Below are 18,500 nucleotides of genomic sequence, written 5' to 3' on the forward strand. Positions count from 1 at the left end.
GAGGTCAAGGACTGATGCCGGAAGCAGGCGCCGCAACCCCGCAGATGCTGCGGCGGGTCAATGCGCGCGCAGTTCTTAAGGCCATCCGCAGCATTGACGTGGCCACCGGCACCGAGCTGATGGCCCGCACCGGCCTCACCCGGGCCACGGTCATCGCCGTCTGCGAGGACCTGATCCGCCGTGGCTGGATCCTGGAACGTGACCCCTTACAGGACTCCGCCCCCCGGCAAGGCAGGCCTGCCAGGCGCTTTGAGTTGAACTCCCGCGCAGGATTCGTCATGGGCATGGACATAGGCGCCGCCACCGTCACCGCCGCAGTGGCCGATCTCCGGGGCAACGTTGTTGGCCGGTCCAGCCTCCCCTTCCGCACCACAGACATTCCTGCATCAGAGCGAATCAGCACAGTGGACCGTGCCGCTGGCCTGGCCCTGCATGCGGCGGGAGCCACCCCCGGCATAGTCCTGGCCCTAGGGGCTGGCATTGCGGCACCCGTGGACCGTGACGGCAAGGTGCTGGCGGCCCAGCATTTCTGGAGCCTGTTCGACGTCGGCCTGCGGGCGGCACTGAAAGACCTCCATGGGTGGACGGTACTCCTGGAAAACGACGCAAATCTGGCCGCGCTTGGTGAGTGTTGGCGCGGATCCGGGTCCGGGGTTGATGATCTGGTGGTTCTCCTGGCCAGCGAAAGGCTGGGGGCCGGGATCATCGAATCCGGGCGACTTCTGCACGGCAGCAGAGGGGCCGCCGGGGAAATGGGCTACCTGGACCTGCTGGAGGGTGTGGGCTCCGCCGACGGCATCGCCAAACTCGCGCGTGAATGGTTCGCGGCCGCAGCCGTACCGGCACCGGGTCCAGCACGGGGCAGGCCCGCTGCCGCATCCCGGGCTCCGTTGACCGCGCGGCAGGTTTTCGACGCAGCGGCGCGCGGCGACCGGACCGCCGTCGTAATTCTTGACCGGTTGTCCGAGAGGATGGCGCGGATCATTGCCTCGCTCGCGAGCCTGGTCAATCCGGAGCAGGTGGTGATCGGCGGGGCGGTGGCCGAATCCGCCGCCGCCTTGCTGCCACGCATCATTGAGCTGCTGCCGCGTTTCACCGCCACCCCGCCACGGGTGACCGCCTCCCCGCTGGGCGACGCAATTGTCACCGCGGGGGCCATCCGGCACGCCCTGGACTACGTCGAAGCAAACTCCCTGGACCTGGTTCTGCCTACTCCGTACTCCGGCATGATCACTACGGCATGATCATGGTGCGAAGGTCCAGCTGCCGCAGCACCCGGTCAGCAACCTCCGGATCCATATCCGGTTCGTTGCGGGCGGATACTACCTCCTGGCGCGCGGCGTCCAGTGCGATGGTCTGCACGGCAATGGCCAGCCCGCGCCCGCGTTTTCGCTTCTCTGCCACGCTCTCGTTACGGAGGCTGCCGTCCAGGAGCTCCGCATGCAGCCGCGCCATTTTCTCTTTCACCAGCACCACTTTCTCGGGCGGCAGTTCCTTCATCATCTCATTGTCCCTGAGCGCGGCCACCGCGGAAGCCTGAGCACGCCTGGCCAGAACCAGGGCGGTATCGCGTTCTTCGGAACCGCCCTGGGACGCCTTCAGGACGCGCATCAACCAGGGCAGCCTCAGGCCCGGAAGCACCAGGGTGGCCAGCAGCTGGTCGCGCTCCGGGAAAGGCGCGCCGTCCGCCAGTGTGAGCGGAAGAGCCAGTGCCAGCGCCAACGTGGCAAGGCCACGCGTCCCGCACCAGGTCAGGATCAGCACTTCCTTGAACGACGTGGGCTGCAACAGGTTCTGCCGCTTCCGCGCCGACACAGCCAGAAGCCCCATCCAGCCGAAGCGCACCGCAATCACCAGAACGTAGACCACCACAGCCGTGCCGACCATTCCGAGGATGTCTGAGCCTTCATCATGGATGACATGCCGGATCTCCAGCCCCACCAAGCCGAAGGCTAGCCCCGTGACCAGCAGCTCCACCACGTCCCAGAACGCCGTCCGGGTAACACGCTCCGCGGCGTCCTGCGGGCGTGAATGCCGCTGCATCTCAAGGGCAGTAACCACGACGGCGATCACCCCGGACGCGAGGACTTCCTCCGCCAGGATATAGCAGGCGAACGGCACCACCAGGGTAACGGCACGGCGTGCCACCCTAGACGTCATCAGACGGGTGATAAGCGACGTGACCCACCCCATGACTATGCCAACCACCCACGGCGACTGCCGCGCCGATGACAAAGTTGAGAACGACGTCGGACCCGATTTTGGTGCCGGACACCGTTGCCGCCACGGCAGCCAGAAAGATGACGATGGCCGCGGCGTCGTTGAAAAGGCCCTCACTTTGGAGCACGGTGATCAGGCGGCGGGGCATGTGGACGCGGCCCGCCACTGATTCCACGGCCACCGGATCCGGGGCGCCACCATGGCACCCAGCGCAATGGCCGCAGGGATGCCGATGCCGGGAATCATCAGCCACGCAGCACCGGCGACGACGGCGGTGGAGATCACCACAAGCGCCACCGCCGTCATGATGAGTGTCCGCCACCGGACCCGGAACACCGCCCGTGAACTCCGCTGGGCGGTCGCGAAAAGGAGCGGGGGCAGGAAGATCGGCAGGATCAGCTCAGGGGAAATATCCAGGTCCGCGAATCCCGGGATGAACGTCAACGCCGCGGCCAGGATAAGCGTCAGGACCGGGTAAGGCTGCCGCAGCCTGTCCCCCAGGCCAACAGCCACCCCGGTGGCAAGCAGCAGTCCTATGATGAGTGCCACCTGATCCATGTGCCCGCTTTCCCCGGAGTGCGGCGCCCGTGGCAATCCTTGATGGATGTGCGGGCCGGCGCGCTCTATTTCAGCGGTTCAAGAGCGGCCGCTGCCGGAAGCGTGCCGTCCCGGAACTCGATGGTGTGCCCTGCGGTTCCGGGCAGATCCAGCACAGCCGCGGCAACAATGGCCGTGTTGGTCCGGGACGTCTGGTTGCCGGCGGAGGTGCCGGCGGGATCAACGTCGATCCGACCCGTTCCCGGACCGTCCGTCAGCGCGCTGGGGCCGAGGATGGTCCAGCTGAGATTGGTGTTCCGCAAGTACGTGTCCGCCGCTGCCTTGGCCTCGGCGTAGGCAAAGAAGCTGTTGTCCGCCGGCACTCCATGGTCCGGCCCGGCGCCGAGATAAGAGACCATGACATAGCGTACGACGCCGGCCTCCGCCGCAGCGTCCATTGAACGGATCGCGGCGTCCCGGTCCACCGCATAGGTGCGCTCCGGGGTGCCTCCCCCGGCGCCGGCCGACCAGACCACGGCGTCGTGGCCGCGAAGAGCGGTGGCGATTTCCGCCGTCGTCGAATTTTCAACGTCCAGGACCGACGGCGTTGCGCCGGTTGCTGTGACGTCGTCACTGTGCCCCGGGTTCCGGATGAAGGACGTGACGTTGTGGCCCTCCGCTGCGAGGATCGTGGACAGGTGCAGGGCCACTTTTCCGTGGCCGCCGATGATTGCGATGCGGGTCATGCACCCATTGTGTCCCACCGCAGACGAACTGGCGCGCACCAGAGGCCGTTCCGGGCGCTGTAAGCGACACGTGCTGCCAGTCACTTGGGAGGACGGGTGCTTGACGGGGCCGGCGCGCACAAAAAAGGACCCCGCAGGAGTTACCTGCGGGGTCCAGTTCTGTAGCGGCGGGGAGGCTCGAGGTCTGTTTCGTCACCGAAGGCCGGGCGGGACAGGTCCGCGGTCTCGCTGGCACGGGCGGAAAGCATAGGCCGATTTCTGCATACGGGAAGCACTGGCTAGTTGCGTTGGCTGTACCAGGGGTCAACGGGAATGACGCCCTCTGCCCGCCCGGCTTCTTCGACGAGCCGGCCATACAGTTTGACGGGGCGCAGAACGAGTCTTCGGTCGTTGATCCGTACACTGGGAAAATCGGCCGCGAGCCTGATGAAGAGCTGCTCAAGATGGTTCAACGACCTGGTTCCAACAATCAGGATGACGTTGCTGGCGCTGGCCACGGCCGCACAGAAACGCGTCTCCGGCCACGCACCGACAATCTTGCCGAAGGTTTGTACCTGCGCGTCCGGTACGTCCAGCAGCAGAAGCGAGGACGTGGGGAATCCGAACAGAGGACGGGCTACATCACAGCGGAAGGTGATCTCGCCGGAACGGAGAAGGAGACTGATCCTGCGCCGTATGGCGTAGGCGGAAACGCCGAGTTCCGCTGAAAGGTCTTCATAACTTCGTCTTCCATCTTTGCCCAGGGCCAGGAACAACGGACGGTCATCCAGACTGAGGTGAGGGATCCCGGTCCGGAGCGGGTCCCGGACCAGCTTCATGACGCCCGTTTGCCGGGAAGAAATAATTCCCTGACGCCAGACGACACCACCGAACATGCTGCCGAAAACGTTGGTCCGGACCCGGAGAACACCCTCTTCCAGAGGAAGATCATGGAGCAGCGTGTGAGCGATCGAGGCAGTGTCCGGAGCTAAAATTATGCAATACACCTGGAAGTCTCCGGTGGTCACACCGACAGTAATCACGTCAGGCCGTTCGGCCAGTCGTCGCGCGACGGCGAGTTCCTGAGAGGGGGAACATCGCACCTCGATAAATGCACCCAACGAGCTCTGCGGACTCAGAGCAATGGTGGACCAGGCCAGGCCGCTCTCCACCAGCTTCTGGTAGCGGCGCGAAAGCGTGAGCGCGGAAGAATCCAGGACCCGGGCAACCGTAGCCCAGGAAGCGCGCGAATTTATCTGAAGCGCGTCAACAAGTTCGGCATCGACTTCGTCCGGAACAGGCGAATCCAGAGGGTCCGGGATCTTCACATCATCTCCTAAACCTTCAAAAGTTCTTGGATATTTGTTGAAAAGTTTCATTTCCGGGCCATCTCCCGAATCGGACCTAGCCTACTCGCATAGCGTTCGTGATCTCGAACACACCTTTCGCAAAGGGAAACCCGTGTCATCCACCCATTCAACTGAGTCACCCACAGTGCTCAGCCAGCTAGCTGAGGCCGCGGTTTACCGCAAAATCAGCCTGCGTCTGCTGCCGTTTCTTCTCCTGCTCTACACGTTCGCCTATCTCGACAGAGTGAACATCGGCTTCGCAAAGCTCCACATGTCGGCGGATATTGGCCTCAGTGAGGCCGCGTATGGTTTGGGCGCCGGCCTGTTCTTCCTGGGCTACGCCCTCTTCGAAGTGCCCAGCAACCTCCTGCTGGTAAAAATCGGAATCAAGAAGACCATCATGCGCATCCTGTGTCTGTGGGGGTTGACCGCAGCAGCCATGGCCTTTGTCCAGAACGAGACAGCCTTTTATGTCCTGCGTCTGCTGCTGGGAGTCTTTGAAGCGGGATTCGCTCCCGGAATCATTTTCTATCTCACGTACTGGTACTCGACCAAGCGCATGGCCGGGGCCATGGGTATCTACATGCTGGCGGGCCCCATCGGATCCATGGTTGGGGGACCCTTCTCAGCCTTCATCATGGAATCATTCCAGGGTGTCGGCGGCCTTGCCGGCTGGCAGTGGATGTTCCTGATCCAAGGCCTGCCGTGCCTTGTCCTGGCTTTCTTCGTCTGGAGGTACCTGGACGATTCGCCCAGGCAGGCAAAATGGCTGACCCAGACAGAGAAGGACATCCTGGAACGCAGTATTGCTGCCAGCAATACTGAAGACACCGCGGGCGGCAAGCAAGGAACACATAGCTTCCGCGCAGTCCTTCGTGATCCCAAAGTGTACGCATTCTCCTTTGCGTATTTCGCACTGATCAGCGGGATCTATGCCATCAGTTTTTGGCTGCCGACCATCCTCAAGGACAACGGCGTCAACAACATCGTTCAGGTCGGATGGCTGACAGCCATCCCCTACGCGGTAACCATCATCGCCATGGTCATGATCGGACGAAGTTCAGACAAGACGCGGGAACGGAAATGGCATGCCGTGGCTCCAGCTGTGCTTGCCGCTGCGGGACTGCTGACCGCAGCGTTCACGTCATCCATTTTCGGGGTGTCATTCGTCGGCATGATCATTGCCACGGCGTGTCTCTGGGGTGCATATACCGTCTTCTGGGCCTTGCCGGCTGCTCATCTGAAGGGATCCGCGGCTGCTGGCGGAATCGCCCTGATCAACAGCATCGGCCTGCTGGGCGGTTTCATCAGTCCTTTCATCATCGGCATCATCAAGGACGCCACGGGAAGCACCCGGTACGGGCTCGTCTTCATCGTTGTCCTGGTCCTCGCCGGCGCTGCCGTTCTCTTCCGGACGCTGTCGGGCAAGAAGCTCCCCGCTCCGACGCCTGCCACAGAAAGAATCGACGCCTTGTGAAAATCCTGGTTGCCGGTCTCCTCCACGAGACCAACACGTTTGCACCGACACCTGCTCGCTACGAAAACTTCGTCAACGGCGAAGGCTTCCCCAGCATGCGCCGCGGGGCGCATCTGTTCGACCTCGCGACGGTCAACATCCCGATCGGAGGATTCCTGCAAGCCATGGAGTGCTCCGGGCACGAACTCGTCCCCGTCATCTGGGCGGCGGCCTCGCCGTCCGGACCTGTGGAATCCGAGGCGTTTGAGCGGATCGTCGGAGAGATAACGACCGCCTGCGCAACGGAACATCCTGATGCCGTCTACCTCGACCTGCATGGAGCAATGGTGACCGACGAGTACGACGACGGCGACGGCGAAATCACCAGGCGCATCAGGAGCATGGTTGGGCCAAACATCCCGATTGTCATTAGCCTGGACCTCCACGCCAACCTCAGCGACGAAATGTTTGAGATGGCCGACGCCATGGTGGCCTACCGGACCTATCCACACGTGGACATGGCTGAGACCGGACGCAGGGCGGCCGAAATGCTCACCGCCCTTTTCAATGGCGACAAGCTCCACTGCCAGTGGCGGCGCATCCCGTTTCTGATCCCGATAAACACCGGGTGCACACTGCTCGACCCGGCCCGCGAGCTCTACCAGAGCCTCGATGAACCGGGCGCCGCCGCCGCGGTGCTTAGCATCGCGGCCGGTTTTCCCGCAGCCGACATCGAATGCTGCTCCCCCGTGGTTTTCGGCTACGGCGAAGACGCGGATCACGTATTAGGACTCGTTGAAGAACTCGAAGCTGCAGTCAACCGGGCAGAGCCGGACTTCTTCCAGACTCTCCTGACACCCGAGCAGGCCGTAACGCAGGCTGTCACCCTGGCCGAAGGCAAGGGCCGGCCGGTCGTTATTGCAGACACGCAGGACAATCCGGGTGCCGGCGGCAATGCGACGACCACCGGAATGCTCAGAGCGCTCCTGGATGCCGACGCAAGAAAATCGGTGCTGGCCGCCATGGCCGATGCAGGCATCTCGGCAGCGGCCCACGAGGCCGGTGAAGGGGCCCACATCACGGTCACCTTCCCCGGCTCCACGTCCCAGGGGGATTTCCCCCTGGCCGGGGACTTTGAAGTCGTCACCCTCTCCGACGGCCATATCCGGTTTGATGGTCCCATGATGAACGGCAACGAACTCGAACTTGGCCCGACGGCCGTTCTTCGATGGGGCAATGTTCAAGTGATAGTAACGTCACGCAAGGCCCAGATCATGGACCGTAATCAGCTCCGAATGGCCGGAATAATTCCTGAAGACCAGCACGTCCTCGTCCTCAAGAGCTCAGTCCACTTCCGCGCGGACTTTCAGCCCATCGCCGAGGACGTTCTTGTCGCCTGCGCACCGGGACCCATGGCGGCCGTACCGGCCACATTGCCCTGGACGAACCTCCGGGCAGGGACTCGGCTGGGTCCATTAGGGCCTGAATTCATTCATCAGTTGACCACGAAGTCCGTCTAGGTTCGCCAACCCGAACCACGCTTATGCTGAAGACCCTTTTCCTCAACCACAGTCTCCTGTTGGACACCCCTCGTGCCCTCTCACAGGACCAACCAGCGGCGCCCGAAAGGGCTACTTCCAGAATTGCGAGGACTACGTGAACACAGCAATCCCCGATGAGATCGTCACCCCGGAAATCATGATTGATATCGATGTGCTCGACCGGAACATCGAACGGATGGCCGCAAGCCTGCGCAACCGTGGGCTCAAGCTGCGCCCGCACGCGAAGACCCACAAAACGCATGAAATTGCGTCTAAACAACTTGCTGCCGGTGCGGTCGGCTTGACCGTCGCCACCATCGGGGAGGCTGAAGTCTTCGTCGAGGGAGGTGCCAGCGATATCTTCATCGCTTACCCGCTCTGGGTAGACACCCATCATGCAGATCGTCTACGTCAGCTGGCAACAGTGGCCACGATCGCCGTCGGAATAGACTCCGTGGAGGGCGCCACCGCAATGGGACGAAGCCTCGGCGCCGATGCCGGAAGCATCAGCGTGCTCATCGAGGTCGACAGCGGACACCACCGCAGTGGGGTCCTGCCGGGGGAAGTCAGCCTCGTTGCCCGCGCGGCCGCCGTTTCGGGATTGAATATAGCCGGCGTTTTCACGTTCCCTGGACACAGCTATACGCCGGGCATGCCGCTAGCTGCCGCGAATAATGAGAACGAGGCGCTGAGTCTCGCAGCAGCGGAGCTGGCCTCTGCGGGGTTCGACGTCAAGGAAATCAGCGGTGGCTCAACCCCCACGGCACTTCTCGAGGGTGAAACTGTTGCCACAGAGCTCCGCCCGGGCGTTTACATCTTCGGGGACGCACAACAGCTCGAACTCGAACGGTGCGCTTGGGATGAGATCGCCTTGACCGTCGCAACAACGGTCGTTAGTCGCCATGAAGCACGCTCCGGCAATGTCCGGCGCATAGTTGTCGACGCCGGCAGCAAGATCCTGGGCAGCGACCGCCCAGGATGGGCGACCGGATACGGCCGACTTGCTGACTACCCGGATGCGCGCATCACCGCACTGTCCGAACACCACGCCACCATCGAATGGCCCGAAAACACCGACCTCCCCATGCTGGGGCAGCGGCTGAGGGTCATACCCAACCACGTGTGCCTGGCAATGAATCTCGTTGATGAAGTCACGGTGGTTCAAGACGGCTCGCTGGTGGACCGGTGGTCGGTGGCAGCACGCGGCAGGAACAGCTAAACGACGGGTACGGCTAATGCCGCCAGATGAACTGTCAAAGACCCATGGCATTGTGTTTGACGCAGAGGACTGCCGATCTGTCGAGAAATCTCTTCGGCAGAGAAAAGCCCCTAGAATCTCGCGGATTCCAGGGGTTTTTCTTGGTAGCGGTGGGGAGGCTCGATCTCCCGACCTCACGATTATGAGTCGTGCGCTCTAACCAACTGAGCTACACCGCCATAAATGAGAAAAAACCCGCGCCAAGCCGGTCAAAAACCGCCTTGACACAGGCTCTCATTCAGAGCCCCCCACCGGAATCGATCCGGTGACCTCGTTCTTACCAAGAACGCGCTCTACCACTGAGCTAGGGGGGCAACGAGTAAATACTTTACCGGAAGAACCGCCCTCCAACAAATCGACCTCCGGGTGGCCTTAAGGGCACCGAAATAGTTGCGACGGCGCCCTTTTTATGACCTCCGAAAAGCCCGGAAAGCTACGGCAGGCGCAGCACCTGTCCCGGGTAAATCAGGTCCGGATTCGGCACGATATCCGCGTTTACAGCGATGAGAGCACTAAGGTCAACGCCGAACTGTACGGCGATGCCGCTCAAGGTGTCGCCCGGCTCCACAACCACCTCGGTGACGCGTGCGGCCTGGGCTGCAGCGGCTTGCTGCGCGGCTGCGTCAGCAGCAGCTTCCTGTGCGGCGGCGTCGGCTGCGGCCTGCTGCTGGGCAGCGGTGTCGGCGGAAGCCTGCTGCTGGGCGGCCGCTTCGGCCGCTGCCGCGTCAGCTGACGCCTTCGCTGCGGCGGCTGCCCCGGATGCGGCTGCCTCGAATGCTGCTGTGTCCGTGTTCGTCGCCAGGCCGGCATCTGCCGGGGATTCGTTCCCTGCCTCAACGCCTGCCTGCTTCTCGGCGTTCTGCACCGTCGGCTGCTCGGTCTGCTCCGTCTTCTGCTCCGCTGCGGCCTTGTGCTGGTCCTTCGCGGCAAAGCCAAGGTTCTTCTTCAAATCGTCAAGGAATCCCATGGGACGTGCCTTTCAGGAAGTCTGTTGCGGCCGGCTCCCAGCAAGGGGAAGTTCCGCAGCTACGCCGTCCGTAGCCCCTTGATCGTAATGCGGCCCGCAGGGGGTTCCAAGTCATTGCCTGCCCTGCCCGCCGGAATTTCACGAAACCGCCTGCAACATTTCACCTGCCGCCCGGCCTAACCCGGCTTAAACATAGATGGGCCGGCTCGAAAGCCGGCCCATCTAATCAGAAGTTACCATTTGCCCTTGCGGTTGAAGTCGCGGTGTCCGCCTTCATTGCCATGACGCGGCTTGCGGGCACCGTCGCCGTGACCGCCAAAGCGTGAGTCGGTGGCCTGGCCGCGGTCGGCGCCGCTTGCTGCCGGACGCTCACTGCCCGCACTGCGCTGTTCCGTGCGATCGCTGTAGGAGCGTCCGCCGCGGTCAGCCGCGGAGCGCTCGCCGCCACCGGCGTAACCGCCGCGCTCGCCGTCCGGCTTGCGGAATTCCTTCTTGAACCCGCCGTTGCCCTTGAAGTTGCCACCGCGGTCTCCACCGCCGGAGTAGCCGCCGCGGTCGCCGCCACGGCTTCCACCGGAGTAGCTGCCGCGATCACCGGACGGCTTGCGGCCGTTGTCCAGCTCAAGGTGAATCAGCTCGCCGCCGATCCGGGTGCGGGACAGTGCACGCAGCTGATCAGCACTGAGATCCGCCGGAAGCTCCACAAGGGAGTGGTCCGAGCGGATGTCGATGCCGCCGATCTGCGCGGAGGAGATGCCGCCTTCGTTGGCAATGGCACCCACGATGGAACCCGGCATAACGCGCTGACGGCGTCCGACGGCGATCCGGTAGGTGGCGTTGCCCTCGGTCAGGCTGCGGGTGGGGCCGCGTGAGCCGAAGCCGTCGTTGGAGCGTTCGCGCTTCTGGTATTCGGGAGCGGACGGCAGTTCCTTGACAAGGAGCGGCTGGCCACCCTGGGCCATAACGGCCAGCGCCGCGGCGATCTCCGAGGCGGGAACGTTGTGCTCTTCCTCGTAGGAGGAGATGAGGTCGCGGAATGCCGAAACGTCCTGGGACTCCAGCGTTTCCGTGATCTTCTCGGCGAACTTGCCCAGACGCAGCGTGTTGACGGTTTCGGCCGTGGGCAGGTGCATCTGCTCCACCGGCTGGCGCGTTGCCTTCTCAATGGAACGCAGCAGGTACTTCTCACGCGGCGTCATGAACAGGATCGCGTCGCCGGAGCGGCCGGCACGGCCCGTACGGCCGATGCGGTGGACGTAGGATTCGGTGTCGTGCGGGATGTCGTAGTTGATGACGTGGCTGATGCGCTCCACGTCAAGGCCACGGGCCGCCACGTCGGTGGCAACCAGAATGTCGATACGGCCTTCCTTCAGCGCGTCAACAGTGCGCTCACGCTGCTGCTGCGGGATGTCGCCGTTGATGGCGGCAGCCTGGAATCCGCGGGACTTCAGCTTGTCGGCCAGATCTTCGGTGGCCATCTTGGTGCGCACGAACGCAATGACGCCGTCGAACTCTTCAACCTCAAGGATGCGGGTCAGGGCATCAAGCTTGTGCGGACCCATGACCTGCAGGTAGCGCTGCTTGGTGTTGGCGCCGGTAGTGGTCTTGGACTTCACGGAGATTTCGGCCGGGTTGTTCAGGTACTGCTTGGACATACGGCGGATCTGGCTGGGCATCGTGGCCGAGAACAGTGCAACCTGGCGGCCTTCCGGGGTCTGCTGGAAGATCTGCTCAACGTCTTCAGCGAAGCCCATCCGCAGCATCTCGTCGGCCTCGTCCAGCACAAGGTACTGGAGTTCGGACAGATCAAGTGAGCCCTTGGAGATGTGGTCGATGACACGGCCGGGGGTACCCACGACAACCTGGGCGCCGCGGCGCAGGCCGGCGAGCTGGGGGCCGTAGGCGGAGCCACCGTAGACAGGGAGGACGGTGAAGTCGGCCATGTGCTTGGCGTAGGAGGTGAAGGCCTCGGCAACCTGGAGGGCGAGCTCACGGGTGGGAGCCAGCACCAGGGCCTGCGTCTTGCGGGATGGGCCATTCAGATCGTGAAGCTCAGCCAGACGGGACAGCGCCGGTACTGCGAAAGCTGCAGTCTTACCGGTTCCGGTCTGTGCCAGGCCCACAACGTCGCGGCCTTCGAGCAGCGGCGGGATGGTGGCGGCCTGAATGGGTGTCGGCTTTTCGTAGCCAACATCCAGCAGGGCAGCCAGAACGCGGCCGTCAAGGCCAAAGTCCGTAAAGCGGACGCCTTCAGCCTCGGTGTCGTCTTCGCCCTTGGAAGAATCCGCCTTGGGCGCTTCTTCCTTGGGTGCCTCGGCGGCAGCCGGAGCCTCTTCCTTGGGTGCCTCAGCGGCAGCCGGAGCCTCGCTCTGGGCAGCCGATTCAGCAGGGGCCTCGGAAGCGGCTACGGTGGGGGCGGACTGAGCTGCCGGGGCAGCGGTCTCGGAAGTCTCGACGTCGATCACGGTGACTTCGGCGTTTGCCGATTCGATGGAGTCGTTCAGATTTTCGGGCATAGGGAATTTTCCTCATCCATAGGGGGCCAGGCGGCACAACCCGAGGTGAGCGGGGCCGCAGTACATGTGCCGTGGTGCCGGGCGTTCTTTGCCCGGCCGGTCACTTAGAAGCCCGGCGCTTTCGCAATCCCGTGGCAGGACTTCCCGCTGCAACTCTTGGCTGCTATCCCAGCAGTCTGTACAGCGTTTTCTTTAGCCGGCTCTCCCTATGAAAATGCCCGTATCACAATAGCGGGCTCCAACACTTGCCAGTCCTGCCTCAAGAATTGGGCAGGAATAAGGGATTTCCGGAGTGGGGGATGTTTCAAGTGTAGGGCAAAGATTGGCCCTTGGGTAACAGAACTGTCGACGGCGGCGGTGAGCTTGCGCACACAGCCAGCCTTTTGTCAGCGCCCGAGGCTGCGCAGCAACCGATCGAACGAGTCGTGAAACTCCGGCTGGAGCCGGATCTCGCCGTCGGCCTCGGCGTCCCGGAGTGCCTCCATGGACTCCACGTCCGGCTCACGGAACCACTTGCCGACGGTGACGCCGTGAGTGGGGACAAACAGCCGGTGGATGTGGTCCCCCGCTTGGATGCTTCCGGTCCTGACGACCCTGAGATACGTGCCGACCCGGCCCTCCGCGGTGAAACGCTTGACCCACAGGTGTTCCTCCATCCGGCGCTGGAACGTTGCGCAGGGTATGCGGGGAGACGTTACCTCCACTTCGACGTCCAGTCCGATTTTCCATCGCTCACCGATCACGGCGTCCGTGGTCCCAATGCCCGTCACACGGAGGTTCTCGCCAAATATACCCGGCGGCATTTCGCGCTGCAGCTCCGCCGCCCAGTAGTCGGCATCGGCCTGGGAGTAGGCGTAGATGGCCTGGTCCTCGCCGCCGTGGTGGATCCGGCTGGCCTGGATGTCGCCATGGAGCCCCAGCTTGTGGACCTTGACCGGTCCTTCCACTGGGCGTTTATCTATGGCGGTCACGCCGACGCTCCCTTCATCGCTGAGGAGCTGGTGTACGCGGCAGACTGCAAGCAGGGATGCGGTGTCCATGGAACCAGTCTAGGTTCCAGGGCAGCCCAGAGCGCCCGTTCTCAAACATGGGTAGTTGTGCCCCTGTTTTTGTTCGCCGCCGATGCAGGCAGCGGCTAGGCTGATTTCAGGATTTTCACTCCACGCGCAGATGCACGCACTGCAGGACTATGGACCATCGAGGGGCACACCATGGACTCGGAACAGGACCCGGAGCAGCACCCGAAAAAACGCCCGGCGAAGAACAGCGACAAAGACAAAACCGCCAAGTCCGATTTCACCCCGCCGCCCGTCGATGGAGGGAACGGTCAGCTTCCCCCCTGGCAAGTACCGAAGCCCGGGCTCCGGCCTGAGCTCTTGAACCAGTCCGGCTCTCCTGACCAGCAGCCGCCGGTGACCGACCCGTTCGCCAGGGACCGGGAGCGCGAGCTGAACTCCGCGGCGGCGCGCAAGAAGCGTTCACAGCGCCGCACCGTCGTCGTCGGTCTTGGCGTGACAGCGCTGCTGGCCGGGACCATTACGGCCGTGGTGGCGAGCAACCAGGACGAGGCCGACTACGCCCAGGTGTGTTTCAACGACGAAACCGGCGAGCGCGTGGATGACACCCAGTGCAACAGTTCAGCCGGTCGCAGCGGCGCCCTCTACGCGTGGTATTTCTACTCCCGCGGCTCCAATGTGCCGGCAGTGGGCCAGAACCGCTCGGCCTACCCCAGCTACACCACAACGGTTCCGAGCGGGGCCAAGGCATCCACCGGATACAGCACCACGGGCGGCACTGTCAGCAGGGGCGGCTTTGGCAGCAGCTCCAAAGGCGGAAGCACAGGAGGCTAGGCATGAAGCGTTTGTTATCCGAGCGCAGGCCGGACTGGAAGCAGAAGATCGAAGAGCAGGGCCTGGTGTTTTCCACCACCACCATGCCTGACGGCAAGAAGATCGAGTACTGGAACGAATCCGCTTACTACGAATTCACCATGGACGAAGTGGAAAACCTCGAGGAGACCGCCGAGGAAATGCACCGGATGTGCCTCCATGCGGCAAAGTTCCTGGCCACGGGTGCCATGGGTGAAATCGGGATCGGGCAGCAGGCCCTTGACCTTGCGGGGGAATCGCTGCTCGCCGCGGACATGGACATCTATGGTCGCTTCGACTTTGTCTACGACGGACAGGGTGGGCCGGCCAAAATGCTGGAGTACAACGCCGACACCCCCACCGGGCTGATCGAAGCCGCCGTGGCCCAATGGTTCTGGCTGCAGGACGTCTTCCCGGAAAAAGACCAGTGGAACGGCATCCATGAAGCCCTCATCCGGCAGTGGAAAAAAATGCAGTACCGCACCGGCATGAGCACGCTGCACATCGCCCACTCCGAAGCCGAAGAATCAGGTGAGGACTGGATGACGGCCGCCTACATGCGTGATGTCGCAGGCCAGGCAGGCTGGACCACCATCGGCATCAACATGTCCGACATCGGCTGGGACCCTAACCTGAATCGTTTTGTGGACCTGGACAATTTCATGATCAGCACCATGTTCAAGCTCTACCCGTGGGAGCTGATGATGAAGGAGCCGTTCGGCCACCGGCTGCTCCAGCGTGCGCACAATCCGCGCTGGGTGGAGCCTGCCTGGAAGATGCTGCTCTCCAACAAGGCCCTCCTGGCTGCACTCTGGCACCTCTACCCGGACCACCCCAATCTCCTTCCGGCCTACCTCAACGAGCCCGGGCCACTGAAGGAATGGGTGGCCAAGCCGCTCCACGGCCGCGAAGGCGACAACATCAGGATCCACGCCCCAGGCCTCAACCTGGAACAGCCCGGCGGCTACGGCCGCGAAGGCTGGTGCTACCAGCAGTACCACTCACTGCCCAGTTTCGACGGCAACCATCCGGTCCTTGGCCTGTGGGTGGTGGACGGCGAGTCCGTGGGCTGCGGCATCCGTGAATCCGACGGCCCCATCACGGACTACTTCTGCCGCTTTGTGCCGAACATCATCGACGCTCCGGCTCCCCTTTCCATCAACGCCCACTCTAAGAGTGCCAACTCCAGCAAGGCAGGAATCGCCCTATGAGCACCGAGACAACCACCGGCGGCACCGGGAGCCCCGCCGGCGGAACAGTTCCGGCCAAGGGGCTCCGCGCCGGGATCCTGGACCTCGGCGACTCCGTGATGCTGGGGCTGGCCTCCACCGCCCCCGTTTATTCGCTGGCTGCCACCCTCGGCCTGATTGTCGCGGTGAACGGGAGCTACACGCCGCTGATCCTGCTGCTGGGCTTTGTTCCGGTGCTCTTCATCGCCTATGCCTTCCGTGAGCTCAACAGCGCCATGCCGGATTGCGGCACCACGTTCACCTGGGCACGCCGCGCATTTGGCCCGTGGGCGGGCTGGCTGGGCGGCTGGGGTGTCGCCCTGGCCGGCATTGTGGTACTGGCAAACCTGGCCCAGGTGGCCGGCGAGTATCTCTGGCTGCTGATCGGTGACGGTTCCCTGGCTGCGGACAAGGTCCTGGTGACCGTTACCGGCGTCGTATTTATCGTCTTTATGACCCTGGTGAACTATCGCGGCATCCGGCTGGGCGAGCATGTCCAGCGCGTGCTGACCTACGTGCAGTACATAGCCCTGGGGATTTTTGCGGCGGCCATCATTGTCCGTATTGCGGGCGGGGTCGCGGAAGACACCACAAGCATCCAGGCCTTCGACATCGAGTGGTTCAATCCGGCGGGTGCTTTTGCGGACCCGGGCGCCGTGGTGCATGGCGCCCTTCTGGCGCTGTTCATCTACTGGGGCTGGGACACCTGCCTGGCCGTCAATGAGGAAACTGAAAACCCCTCGGTCACACCAGGCCGTGGAGCCATCATCTCGGCCTTTGTGCTGGTGGCCATCTACGTTTCGGTGGCGCTGCTGGTGATGATGTATGCCACCGTCGGTAAGGACGGAATCGGTCTGGGCAATAAGGCAAACCAGGCGGATGTCTTCCTTGCCATGAAGGATGTGGTGCTGGGCCCGTGGGGCTGGCTGATCGTCGTCGCCGTTCTGGCCTCCGTGCTGTCCTCCACCCAGACCACCATCCTGCCGACAGCCCGGGGCACCCTGTCGATGGGCGTCCACGGAGCCTTGCCGGCCAGATTCGGCGAAGTGCACAAGCGCAACCAGACGCCCGGCTTCTCCACCCAGGTCATGGGCGCCGCCGCGATTGTGTACTACGTGGTGATGAGCTTCCTCAGCGAGAACCTGCTGTCCGACTCCATCAGCGCCATCAGCCTGTTCATCGCGTTCTACTACGCCCTGACCGGCTTCGCGTGTGCCTGGTACTTCCGCGGGACATTCCGCGGTTCGGCCCGCAGCCTGTGGTTCCGCGGCATCCTCCCGCTGCTGGGCGCTCTGATGCTGACTGCCGCGTTCTTCATCTCCGCGGTGCAGATGTGGGATCCGGCGTATGGGGACACCCAGATCTTCGGCGTCGGCGGGGCTTTTGTCAGCGGCGTGGTGCTGCTGGCTCTGGGCGTGGTGCTGGCGGTCGTGTGCCGGTTCCTTCCGTCCACCCGGGGCTACTTTCTGGGAGCGCATCGCGTCACCACCGGCCCGTAAGATGCTGGCATGAGCAACGTTGCCCGCACCGCCGCTGACCGTTCCGATACTGATCCTTCCGATGTTCTGGCCCTTGATTCCCTGCTGACCCCGGACGAGCTGGAACTGCGTGAGCGGATCCGCGATTTCACCGACCAGCAGATCCGGCCGGAGATCGCGCGCTGGTACGAGGACGGTGTTTTTCCACTGGATCTCGCCCCGCAGCTCGGTGAGCTGGGTGTCCTGGGCATGAACCTGGAAGGGTACGGCTGCCCTGGCCGGACGGCCGTCGAATACGGCCTGGCCGCGATGGAGCTGGAGGCCGGTGATTCCGGGATCCGCACCTTTGTCTCGGTCCAGGGCTCGCTGGCCATGACCGCCATCCACACCTGGGGCTCGGAGGAACAGAAGGAGCAATGGCTCCCCCGGATGGCTGCCGGCGAACTGATCGGATGCTTCGCCCTGACCGAGCCCACGGCAGGCTCGGACCCCTCCTCCATGACCACTTTTGCCCGGCAGGACGGCGCAGCTGGCCGCATTGGTGATGATTCCGGCTGGGTGCTGGACGGCGCCAAACGCTGGATCGGTCTCGCCTCCGTTGCGGACGTGATGGTGGTCTGGGCTATGACCGACGACGGCGTGCGCGGCTTTCTGGTGCCGGCCGGCACCGCAGGGGTCACCGCCACGCCGATCGGCGGGAAGCTGTCCATGCGGGCGTCCATCCAATGCGATGTGACGTTCGACGGCGTCCGGCTGGGTCCGGAGGCCCTGCTCCCGGGTGCGCGAGGACTCCGCGGCCCGTTTTCCTGCCTCAACGAGGCCCGCTACGGAATCGCCTGGGGCGCCATGGGCGCTGCCCGGGACTCCTACCAGGCCGCATTGGCCTACTCGCAGGAACGGCTGCAGTTCGGTAAACCGCTGGCCGGCTATCAGCTGACCCAGGAGAAACTGGTGAACATGCTGCTGGAAATCCAGAAGGGGACCATGCTGGCCCTGCATCTGGGCAGGCTCAAGGACGCGGGGAAGCTGCGCCCGGAGCAGATCTCGCTGGCCAAGCTTAACAACGTGCGCGAGGCCATTGCGATCGCCCGCGAGGCCCGCACCATCCTGGGCGGCAACGGCATCACCCTGGACTATTCACCGCTGCGGCACGCCGCCAATCTGGAGTCCGTGCGGACCTACGAGGGGACGGACGAGGTCCACACCCTGATTCTGGGCCAGCACATCACCGGGATAGCGGCCTTCCGCTAGTCCCGACCTTTTTCTTGCGCCGAGGTGAGACTTCGCGCCGATGTTCATCATCCACACGGGCGCGAAGTCTCACCTCGGCGGCGGGCGTGCGTACAGGCCAGCGGA

General features: G+C 63.4%; 13 protein-coding genes, 2 tRNA genes and 1 pseudogene. 8 read left to right on the top strand and 8 right to left on the bottom strand.

Features of this window, described 5'->3' with window-relative positions:
* Positions 1-14 precede the first annotated feature (14 nt).
* Complete coding sequence (locus ACQCST_RS15625) at positions 15-1,244, top strand: ROK family protein (protein ID WP_426996649.1); 1,230 nt, start codon at positions 15-17, stop codon at positions 1,242-1,244.
* On the opposite strand, the pseudogene ACQCST_RS15630 reads toward ACQCST_RS15625, so the two are convergent.
* The 3 genes and pseudogenes from ACQCST_RS15630 to ACQCST_RS15640 form a co-directional block, all read right to left on the bottom strand.
* A pseudogene (locus tag ACQCST_RS15630) lies at positions 1,234-2,778 on the bottom strand (cation:proton antiporter). The gene ACQCST_RS15625 and the pseudogene ACQCST_RS15630 sit on opposite strands and share 11 nt — an antisense overlap.
* 65 nt (positions 2,779-2,843) lie before the next feature.
* Positions 2,844-3,503, bottom strand: coding sequence for an SDR family oxidoreductase (locus tag ACQCST_RS15635; protein WP_426996651.1), 660 nt, complete (start codon positions 3,501-3,503; stop codon positions 2,844-2,846).
* 278 nt (positions 3,504-3,781) lie between these two features.
* Positions 3,782-4,810, bottom strand: a complete 1,029-nt coding sequence (locus ACQCST_RS15640) for an Lrp/AsnC family transcriptional regulator (RefSeq protein WP_426996652.1) — start codon at positions 4,808-4,810, stop codon at positions 3,782-3,784.
* 133 nt (positions 4,811-4,943) lie between these two features.
* Here ACQCST_RS15640 and ACQCST_RS15645 point away from each other — a divergent pair, with 133 nt between their 5' ends.
* From ACQCST_RS15645 to ACQCST_RS15655, 3 genes are all read left to right on the top strand, one after another.
* Positions 4,944-6,308, top strand: coding sequence for an MFS transporter (locus ACQCST_RS15645; RefSeq protein ID WP_426996653.1), 1,365 nt, complete (start codon positions 4,944-4,946; stop codon positions 6,306-6,308).
* Positions 6,305-7,807: a M81 family metallopeptidase gene (locus ACQCST_RS15650; protein WP_426996655.1), complete on the top strand. Its 1,503-nt coding sequence runs from the start codon at positions 6,305-6,307 to the stop codon at positions 7,805-7,807. Before ACQCST_RS15645 ends, ACQCST_RS15650 begins: the two co-directional genes overlap by 4 nt.
* Positions 7,808-7,985: 178 nt before the next feature.
* Entirely contained in the window at positions 7,986-9,047 is a 1,062-nt protein-coding gene (locus ACQCST_RS15655; protein ID WP_426999199.1) for a D-TA family PLP-dependent enzyme, read from the top strand.
* 141 nt (positions 9,048-9,188) lie between these two features.
* Here the strand turns inward: ACQCST_RS15655 and ACQCST_RS15660 are convergent.
* The 5 genes from ACQCST_RS15660 to ACQCST_RS15680 form a co-directional block, all read right to left on the bottom strand.
* A tRNA-Met gene (locus tag ACQCST_RS15660) sits at positions 9,189-9,265 on the bottom strand.
* A 63-nt stretch (positions 9,266-9,328) separates the two neighbouring features.
* Positions 9,329-9,400: transfer RNA gene (locus ACQCST_RS15665), tRNA-Thr, on the bottom strand.
* A gap of 119 nt (positions 9,401-9,519) precedes the next feature.
* A complete protein-coding gene (locus ACQCST_RS15670) occupies positions 9,520-10,053 on the bottom strand; it encodes a LysM peptidoglycan-binding domain-containing protein (protein ID WP_426996656.1) in 534 nt (177 codons plus the stop codon).
* A gap of 233 nt (positions 10,054-10,286) precedes the next feature.
* Positions 10,287-12,569 (bottom strand): DEAD/DEAH box helicase, encoded by a 2,283-nt coding sequence (locus ACQCST_RS15675; RefSeq protein ID WP_426996657.1) that lies wholly within the window; start codon positions 12,567-12,569, stop codon positions 10,287-10,289.
* Between the two features lie 386 nt (positions 12,570-12,955).
* On the bottom strand, positions 12,956-13,609 hold the full coding sequence (locus tag ACQCST_RS15680; protein WP_426996658.1) for an MOSC domain-containing protein: 654 nt from the start codon (positions 13,607-13,609) through the stop codon (positions 12,956-12,958).
* A gap of 171 nt (positions 13,610-13,780) precedes the next feature.
* Here ACQCST_RS15680 and ACQCST_RS15685 point away from each other — a divergent pair, with 171 nt between their 5' ends.
* Genes ACQCST_RS15685 through ACQCST_RS15700 form a run of 4 tightly spaced genes read left to right on the top strand, consistent with a single transcriptional unit; the run spans position 13,781 to position 18,395 of the window.
* A complete protein-coding gene (locus tag ACQCST_RS15685) occupies positions 13,781-14,419 on the top strand; it encodes a Tat pathway signal protein (RefSeq protein ID WP_426996659.1) in 639 nt (212 codons plus the stop codon).
* 2 nt (positions 14,420-14,421) lie between these two features.
* Positions 14,422-15,648, top strand: coding sequence for a glutathionylspermidine synthase family protein (locus ACQCST_RS15690; protein WP_426996660.1), 1,227 nt, complete (start codon positions 14,422-14,424; stop codon positions 15,646-15,648).
* Positions 15,645-17,165, top strand: coding sequence for an APC family permease (locus ACQCST_RS15695; RefSeq protein ID WP_426996661.1), 1,521 nt, complete (start codon positions 15,645-15,647; stop codon positions 17,163-17,165). The genes ACQCST_RS15690 and ACQCST_RS15695 overlap by 4 nt, the downstream gene beginning before the upstream one ends.
* Before the next feature lie 9 nt (positions 17,166-17,174).
* Positions 17,175-18,395 (top strand): acyl-CoA dehydrogenase family protein, encoded by a 1,221-nt coding sequence (locus tag ACQCST_RS15700; protein ID WP_426996662.1) that lies wholly within the window; start codon positions 17,175-17,177, stop codon positions 18,393-18,395.
* The last annotated feature ends 105 nt before the right edge of the window (positions 18,396-18,500 follow it).

It is taken from the genome of Pseudarthrobacter sp. N5 (assembly GCF_050157035.1).
In the GTDB taxonomy this organism is placed as follows: domain Bacteria; phylum Actinomycetota; class Actinomycetes; order Actinomycetales; family Micrococcaceae; genus Arthrobacter.